This is a genomic window from Rahnella inusitata (assembly GCF_965118895.1).
GTDB lineage: Bacteria > Pseudomonadota > Gammaproteobacteria > Enterobacterales > Enterobacteriaceae > Rahnella > Rahnella inusitata_A.
Map to the genome: position 1 here is coordinate 21,012 of NZ_CBCPJJ010000007.1, position 7,341 is coordinate 28,352.

Below are 7,341 nucleotides of genomic sequence, written 5' to 3' on the forward strand. Positions count from 1 at the left end.
AATCCTGTTCGCAAGCCATTAGCGTAAGTGTACGTGTTCGGGGAATTCTTTTAACCAACTTTTTCCCACCAATCAATCAGCTACCTCTGAATCTGTTAATGACTGATAAAAATTCTCAGGGTGCTGATATCAAGGTTAGCTGATTACAGGGGACAAGGTGAGAAACAAGACTTGGATCACAACGTCATCGGCCTATAATGTCCCGGCTAAATTCTTCCGTTCTTATTCTTTCATTATTGAACAGTGACGGCCACCACGGGACACAGGTGTATGAAACGCAGTAAAAATGAAGTCGGTCGCTGGCGTATGTTACGCCAGACTCAGCGCCGGAGAAGCCGCTGGCTGGAAGGTCAGTCGAGACGCTATCGTCACATCTACCGTATTCGTCAAATCCACCACCAACAACATCAACGCCTGTCATTGTATGCCGTGAATTACGAATGGAGTTCATGATTAGCGGGATTTAGGCTGGAAAAGCGCGCCGCATTTTTTACAGACCAGCGTGGAGTTTTTGCGAACTTTGGTGCTGATTTGTTCAGCAACATACCCGCATTCAGGGCAAGTAACCTTCGTGGTTTTACTGGTTAGAAACTTCAGTCCGTCGAAGAATGACATAGTGCTTACCTCATGGGCAGGGGTAAACATCCTAACACAGAAGCCATGAAAGCATTGTGACGGCTTTGGGGTTATTGCGCCACGACGGTTCAGGTCGTGACGCAGTTCAGTTTCAGAAGACGCGTTTAAAGGGTTTCACGGTGACGGCTTTATACACGCCCGCCTCGACATACGGGTCAGCATCCGCCCAGGCTTTCGCGGCTTCCAGCGTTTCAAACTCTACCACCAGCAGTGAACCGGTCATGCCTGCAGCACCGGGGTCTTCACTGTCGATTGCCGGCGTTGGTCCGCCGATTAATACCCGGCCCAAAGCCTGCAATTTTTTAAGCCTTTCGATATGTGCAGGGCGGGCAGCCGCACGTTTTTCCAGTGAGTCGGATACATCTTCAGAATAAATAACATAAAGCATGGGCCACCTTTCTTTTGATTTTAATGAGCAATCTGTCGCGATTTCGCGCGGGCAGACCGATGTGCAGAATTACCATAGCTAAACCTGAAGCCCGAAGAAAGTGCTTTGCGCGGGATCAAGTCAGAGGTTATTTGAGAATAGTTGTCATCTCGGTGTTGAATATGATTGCTATTTACATTTAAACTTGCGGCTTCACGGGGAAAAAGAATCATTATGCCGCTAAAAAAGTTTAGGTTTATTCGCAAGGTTTCTTTGCCGGTGGCACTTTCCGTCGGCTTACATGCTGTAGTTATTGCCGCCGTGCTGTACGTCACGGTCAGTGACGCACTCAAATTGCCAGTGCAGGAACAGAAGGTCATGAGCGTGACGATGGTCAATCCTGCTGACTTTGCGCCACCTCCGCCGCCACCTCAGGCTGAGCCGACACCGCCCGAACCTGAGCCGGAACCGGAAGTGGTGCCAGAGCCGCCTCCGCCGCCAGAGGCAGTGGTGATCCCTGAACCTCCGAAGCCTAAGCCGAAACCGGTTAAAAAACCGGTGGTGAAGCCGAAGGTAAAACCCGTTGAGCGTCCGGTAGAAAAACCGACGCAAACTGTGCAAACGGCTCCGGTGACCAGCAATCAGCCAGTGACGAAACCGGCCAGCCAGCCGCCAGCGTCGAGCAACACGCAAAGCACCAGCGGCCCGCGTCCGCTTGAACGTGGCAAACCGTTCTATCCGGCGCGTGCGCTTGCCCTACGCATTGATGGCCGCGTCCGTGTGCAGTTTGACGTGGACAGCGACGGGCGCGTGGAGAACGTGCGTATTCTCTCTGCGGAACCGCGCAATATGTTTGAACGTGAAGTGAAACAGGCAATGCGTAAGTGGCGCTATGAGCCTAAAGCGGCCAGCAATCTGGTGGTCAATCTGGTATTCAAAGTAGAAGGCGGTTCGTCCGTCGAGTAATTCTCTGCCGTTTCTGCAATAAAAAAGGTCGCCCTCATCAGGCGACCTTTTTTGTTTTCATGTATCACATCGCACAATTAATCCTGCGACACACCTTCTGAATCGACGCTGAAATTACTGCGTCCATCGGGAAGCTGGCGGGATTTGCCTTCTTCATCCACGGCGACATAAGTGAAGACCGCTTCGGTGGCTCTGTAACGCTGTCCTATAGGCTCGGAAGAGACTTTCTTGACCCACACTTCCACATTGATGGTGATGGAGCTGTTGCCGGTACGGATGCAACGTGCATAGCAGCACACAACGTCACCGACGGCGACCGGTTTGAGGAACGTCATGCCGTCCACGCGAACCGTCACAACGCGACCTTTGGCGATCTCCTTCGCCTGGATAGCACCGCCCATATCCATCTGCGACATTAACCAACCGCCGAAGATATCGCCATTCGCATTGGTGTCCGCAGGCATTGCCAGCGTGCGCAGCACCATTTCACCATTGGGTAAGCTATGTTTTTCGTTCATAAAGAGTGGCTTCACACAGTTCAATGACTTCAAAAATTAAGGCCTTTCAAAGAAAGGCCCATGCAGGAGATGACTTATTTTTTTTCTTCATCCGGCATATGCCGGTAGATATATACACCGCTTAACAGAGTGAAGACCAATGTCAGCGCGGTCAGACCGAAGACTTTAAAGTTAACCCAGATATTTTGTGGCAACCAGAATGCGACATAGATATTGGCCAGTCCGCAAAGCAGGAAAAAAATCGCCCAGCTGATGTTCAGTTTATTCCATACGTGATCGGGCAGGGTCAGTTCTTTACCCAGCATGCGTTGAATCAGCGGTTTTTTCAGCACCAGCTGACTAATCAGCAATGCACCGGAGAACAGAACGTAAATCACGGTCACTTTCCATTTAATGAACTCGTCATTATGGAAAACCAGCGTCAGGGTGCCGAAAACAGCCACCATCGCGAAGGTGATCAACGTCATTTTTTCGATTTTACGATACATCACCCAGGTGATGATCAGCGCCAGTGCCGTGGCAGCAATTAATGCGCCCGATGCGACAAAAATGTCGTAAAGCTTATAAACCACAAAAAAGACAATCAGGGGAAGAAAATCGAGGAGCTGCTTCATACTTCATTCCATGTTTTATGTATGGGATGACTATACCGGAATCATTTCGCGGACAAAAGAAAAGGGCGCCTGAGCGCCCTTTAAAAAAACATATCAATATTACACGCGTAATTTTGTGTAAAGACGGAACAGATAAATCAGTAATAACGCGGAAACCAGGTTGCTCAGCGCGCTGAGGATCACCGCCGCGACGTCAGGGGACATCATCGACAGACGGCTCACCACCAGCAGCAGTACCATTTTCGCTGCCAGCCAGAACATGATGGCCGGAACAATGAGGCGCAGATTGGCGAAGGCCAGCTTGCTGCTGACTTTGACGGATTTGAAAACGCCGAGTTTTTCATTCACACACAACACCGGTGACAGGCATGTCGCTACCGCCAGCACGATGCCCGGTACGACGAACAGCGTCAGGCCGAGCTGAACCAGCAGGGTGCAGAGAAGCATCAGGCCGAACAGACGCGGCATGATCGGTGCTGCTGCGCCGAGCGCGCGAAGAGCGCTGGTGCGCATCCCGCCTGAAACCTGTTGCAGCAGAACTAACATCCCGCCCACCAGCAGTACATTGCCGATCAGCGCAGAGAACGTCGCCGCCGCAGACACCTGAAGCAGCACTTTCTGCTGCTCCGGGGACATGCTCTGTACCAGCTCCTGAATGCTCATGCCGGTATTACTTAGCAAATCGTCGCTACCGGCGCTGAGCAGGCTCAGCTGATCGCTGCCCGGCATAAAAATCTGGTTCAAGATGACGGTAATTAATGCGGTCATGACAGCCAGCAGCAAAATGCTACCTAACTGATTACGCATAAAATTGAAACTGTCACGGTACAACGTACTGGCCGTGATAGGCATGAACGCTCCTTGGCAAAAAGCAAAAATCAATAAGACGGCGATTGTAACCTTTAAATAGGGATCGCCGATAGGTTTGCGCTGACTTCCTGTCAGTTTGCGTGACGAATCGCTGCCTGAACGCGTTGGTGTTAACTGCAATCAGGAACCGGTAATTTCATCTCCAGCGCAGGTAACCCGTAATGTGCACGGGCGCGGTCGCAGGCAGAATTGCCGATACCGTCCAGACCTGACTGATCGAATTCGCGGCAGGGTGAAGGGCGGTTGAGGTAAATGGAACAGGAAACGGACTGGCCGACTTCCCCTTCAAGGGCGACACAGCGCGGTGATTTGCTGTTGGTGCCTTGCATACAGCTTAAAAAGGGAGTGACTTGCTCTGTCAGCGCCAGCGGAATATCTCCACCTGCGACCTGAGATTCAGCCCAATAAAAAGAGACCCGGAAATACGCACAGCATGCGCCACAGGTCATGCAAGGGTTGTTCATTTCGCTCATTTTGGGATGTGACCGACTCCTTAACGGCAGCAAACCAAAACTACAAGGAATAAGCAAAGTACGCAGCGGCGTTTTTTTAAGCAACAGATATTCGCGGCATTTGAGAAATAAACAAATCCCCCTGTTTTTGATGTAGATCAATTCCTTTGTTTTTATAGATTTAGATCGGATTGAGAAAGATGCTTTTTCCGTAAATTTGTTTTAAAGATGTGATCCCGCAATGATCAATCCATACCAAAGAGTAGGTATCATTCGCGCGGCAAATATATAATCCACACAAAGGGAAGGGATAATGAAAGCAGCATATTGGGCATTGGTCGCGGCAGCGGCATTTCCGTCAGTCGCGAGCGCACATCAGGCAGGGGATGTGATTTTTCGTGTAGGTACCGCCACCGTCCGGCCAACCGAAGGGTCCGACAACGTTCTGGGACTGGGTTCGTTTAATATTAATAACAATACGCAGATGGGGATGACCCTGGGCTACATGTTCACCGATAACATCGGGATGGAACTGCTGGCGGCCACGCCGTTCCAGCACAAAGTCGGTCTTCAAAGCACCGGGACCATTGCCGAAGTGAAACAGCTGCCGCCGTCATTAATGGCGCAGTACTACTTTGGGGATAAGCAAGACAAGCTGCGTCCGTACCTCGGCATCGGTATCAACTACACCACGTTTTATGATACCAATTTCAACCAAACGGGCCGCGATGCCGGGTTGTCCGATCTGAGCGTGAAAGATTCCTGGGGCGTGGCAACGCAGGCTGGACTTGATTACAACCTCGATGACAACTGGCTGATAAACATGTCAGTGTGGTGGATGGATATCGACACTGAAGTGAAATTCAAAGCCGGTGGCGAGCAGCAAAACATCAACACCCGGATCGACCCGTGGGTCTTTATGTTTGGCGTCGGCTATCGTTTCTGATTGTTGGTCAGGTAAAAAAAGAGGCGCTCCGGCGCCTCTTCGCATTTCTACAACCGACAGCCCTTACTTAAGGCGCATGTCGTTCTCAATGGAGCGAACACCGGCCACGCCGCGTGTCACTTCAACCGCCCGGTTAGCATCCGCAGTTGACGTTACAAAGCCGCTCAGCTGAACGCGACCTTTAAAGGTTTCGACGCTGATTTCGCGTGATGCGATGGTTTTATCCGCCAGCAGGGCTGATTTCACTTTGGTGGTCACGACGGTGTCATCGATATAACCGCCGGTTCCTTCTGATTTTTTTGTTGGCGCACAGGCGGCAACGGCCATGACGACGACGGCTGCCATGCAAAATGCGGACAAGGTTTTGAATAGCTTCATAAATAACTCTCCATGCTTTGTTATAAAACCAAAAGAAACGATCTGTAGAACAAACGGTAACTCACGCAAGCAATGCGGTTAGAGCCCGAATAATCATAGGCTTGATGAGTAAATTTAGTTTGGTTTATTGATGGCTTTTATACAAATATTTGAAGGGAGAAAAATCGTAAGAAATTAAAAAGAAACAGAACGTGAGCATTTTGACGCCTCACGTTCTGTTTATTGCACTTACGCGCGGGTGGCGGCTTTCATTTCACTGACGAAACGGGAAAGCTGAGCCAGCATTTCGGAAGGCTGATGCAGATTGTTTTCGATGATGCGCACAGTAGCAGATCCGGAAATCGCCCCGGCCGCGCCGGCAGCCAGCGTTTCTTTCACCTGCGAAGGTTCGGAGATCCCAAAGCCCTGCAACGGCGGTGCGGCATGGTATTCACGCAGCTTATCGACCAGATGGTTCAGCGGCGTCAGTGCGCGTTTCTCCGTACCGGTCACGCCGGCACGGGACAGCAGATAAGTGTAACCACGGCCGTGAGAGGAAATCTCGCGTAGCAAATCATCTGAAGCGTTCGGCGGACAGATGAAGATCGGTGCGATACCGTGGCGCAATGCAGCGGCGCGGAACGGCGCGGATTCTTCAAATGGCACATCGGCAACCAGCACGGAATCGACGCCTACTTCAGCGCAGCGCTGATAGAAGGTTTCGACGCCGTTGTGGAACACCAGATTGGCGTACATCAGCAGGCCAATCGGAATGTCCGGGTGCTTTTCACGAATGCGCGCCAGCATGTTGAAGCACTGGGTCGGAGAAACCCCGGCGGCAAACGCGCGCAGGTTGGCGTTCTGAATGACCGGGCCATCAGCCAGCGGATCGGAGAACGGAATGCCCAGTTCCAGCGCGTCGGCACCGGCTTCAATCAGCGTATCAATAATTGACAGGGACAGCTCAACGCCCGGATCGCCCAGCGTGACGAAAGGAACAAACGCGCCTTCTTTCTTGCTTTCCAGACGCTTAAATAATTGCTGATAACGTTCCATTAAATTTCTCCCCGGGCAGTCAGGATGTCATGTACGGTGAAAATATCTTTGTCGCCGCGGCCAGAAAGGTTCACCACCAGAATCTGTTCTTTTTCCGGCGTTTCCTTAATCATTTTCAGCGCATATGCCAGCGCGTGGGAAGATTCCAGTGCCGGAATAATCCCTTCGTGGCGGGATAATTCTTTAAAGGCTTCCAGCGCTTCGTCATCAGTAATTGAGACATATTCCGCACGGCCAATGCTGTTGAGATAGGCGTGCTGCGGGCCGACCGACGGGAAATCGAGACCGGCAGAAATGGAATAGGATTCTTCGATCTGACCCTCGGAGGTCTGCATCATCGGCGCTTTCATGCCGAAATAGATGCCGACGTGACCGTGTTTGAGCGGCGCACCGTGCTGGCCGGTTTCGATACCCAGACCACCCGGTTCAACGCCAATCAGTTTCACGCTGGTGTCTTCGATGAAATCTGCAAACATACCGATCGCATTGGAACCACCGCCCACGCAGGCAATAACGGCGTCCGGCAGACAGCCTTCGCGTTCCTGCATTTGTACTTTAG

12 protein-coding genes are annotated in these 7,341 nt (G+C 51.4%); 3 read left to right on the forward strand and 9 right to left on the reverse strand.

Features of this window, described 5'->3' with window-relative positions:
- Window positions 1-270 precede the first annotated feature (270 nt).
- Window positions 271-453 carry a YciY family protein gene (locus ACMHLI_RS05930; protein WP_413528641.1) on the forward strand — a complete coding sequence of 61 codons (183 nt, stop codon included), beginning with the start codon at window positions 271-273 and terminating at the stop codon, window positions 451-453.
- On the opposite strand, the gene ACMHLI_RS05935 is transcribed toward ACMHLI_RS05930, so the two are convergent.
- Window positions 454-645 carry a YnfU family zinc-binding protein gene (locus ACMHLI_RS05935; protein ID WP_413528642.1) on the reverse strand — a complete coding sequence of 64 codons (192 nt, stop codon included), beginning with the start codon at window positions 643-645 and terminating at the stop codon, window positions 454-456. It abuts the gene before it with no gap.
- Between the two features lie 82 nt (window positions 646-727).
- Window positions 728-1,024 (reverse strand): YciI family protein, encoded by a 297-nt coding sequence (locus ACMHLI_RS05940; RefSeq protein WP_413528643.1) that lies wholly within the window; start codon window positions 1,022-1,024, stop codon window positions 728-730.
- A gap of 213 nt (window positions 1,025-1,237) precedes the next feature.
- Here ACMHLI_RS05940 and ACMHLI_RS05945 point away from each other — a divergent pair, with 213 nt between their 5' ends.
- Window positions 1,238-1,969: an energy transducer TonB gene (locus ACMHLI_RS05945; RefSeq protein WP_112165653.1), complete on the forward strand. Its 732-nt coding sequence runs from the start codon at window positions 1,238-1,240 to the stop codon at window positions 1,967-1,969.
- A gap of 77 nt (window positions 1,970-2,046) precedes the next feature.
- On the opposite strand, the gene yciA is transcribed toward ACMHLI_RS05945, so the two are convergent.
- The 4 genes from yciA to ACMHLI_RS05965 all read right to left on the reverse strand — a co-directional run bounded on the left by yciA (window position 2,047) and on the right by ACMHLI_RS05965 (window position 4,444).
- Window positions 2,047-2,487, reverse strand: a complete 441-nt coding sequence (gene yciA, locus ACMHLI_RS05950; RefSeq protein WP_413528644.1) for an acyl-CoA thioester hydrolase YciA — start codon at window positions 2,485-2,487, stop codon at window positions 2,047-2,049.
- Window positions 2,488-2,561: 74 nt separating this feature from the next.
- The gene (locus ACMHLI_RS05955) at window positions 2,562-3,101 is read right to left on the reverse strand and encodes a septation protein A (RefSeq protein WP_413528645.1); all 540 of its coding nucleotides are present in this window, start codon (window positions 3,099-3,101) and stop codon (window positions 2,562-2,564) included.
- A gap of 99 nt (window positions 3,102-3,200) precedes the next feature.
- On the reverse strand, window positions 3,201-3,953 hold the full coding sequence (locus tag ACMHLI_RS05960) for a YciC family protein (protein WP_413528646.1): 753 nt from the start codon (window positions 3,951-3,953) through the stop codon (window positions 3,201-3,203).
- Window positions 3,954-4,081: 128 nt separating this feature from the next.
- Window positions 4,082-4,444, reverse strand: coding sequence for a YkgJ family cysteine cluster protein (locus ACMHLI_RS05965; protein ID WP_413528647.1), 363 nt, complete (start codon window positions 4,442-4,444; stop codon window positions 4,082-4,084).
- Window positions 4,445-4,736: 292 nt separating this feature from the next.
- On the opposite strand from ACMHLI_RS05965, the gene ompW reads away from it, so the two are divergent.
- Window positions 4,737-5,369 (forward strand): outer membrane protein OmpW, encoded by a 633-nt coding sequence (ompW, locus tag ACMHLI_RS05970; RefSeq protein ID WP_413528648.1) that lies wholly within the window; start codon window positions 4,737-4,739, stop codon window positions 5,367-5,369.
- Between the two features lie 63 nt (window positions 5,370-5,432).
- On the opposite strand, the gene ACMHLI_RS05975 is transcribed toward ompW, so the two are convergent.
- The 3 genes from ACMHLI_RS05975 to ACMHLI_RS05985 all read right to left on the reverse strand — a co-directional run.
- Window positions 5,433-5,747: a BON domain-containing protein gene (locus ACMHLI_RS05975; protein WP_056780743.1), complete on the reverse strand. Its 315-nt coding sequence runs from the start codon at window positions 5,745-5,747 to the stop codon at window positions 5,433-5,435.
- Between the two features lie 228 nt (window positions 5,748-5,975).
- Window positions 5,976-6,782, reverse strand: coding sequence for a tryptophan synthase subunit alpha (trpA, locus tag ACMHLI_RS05980; protein ID WP_413528649.1), 807 nt, complete (start codon window positions 6,780-6,782; stop codon window positions 5,976-5,978).
- Window positions 6,782-7,341 (reverse strand): pyridoxal-phosphate dependent enzyme (locus ACMHLI_RS05985; RefSeq protein ID WP_413528650.1); only part of this gene is annotated, 560 nt, incomplete at its 5' end. The genes ACMHLI_RS05985 and trpA, both read right to left, overlap by 1 nt.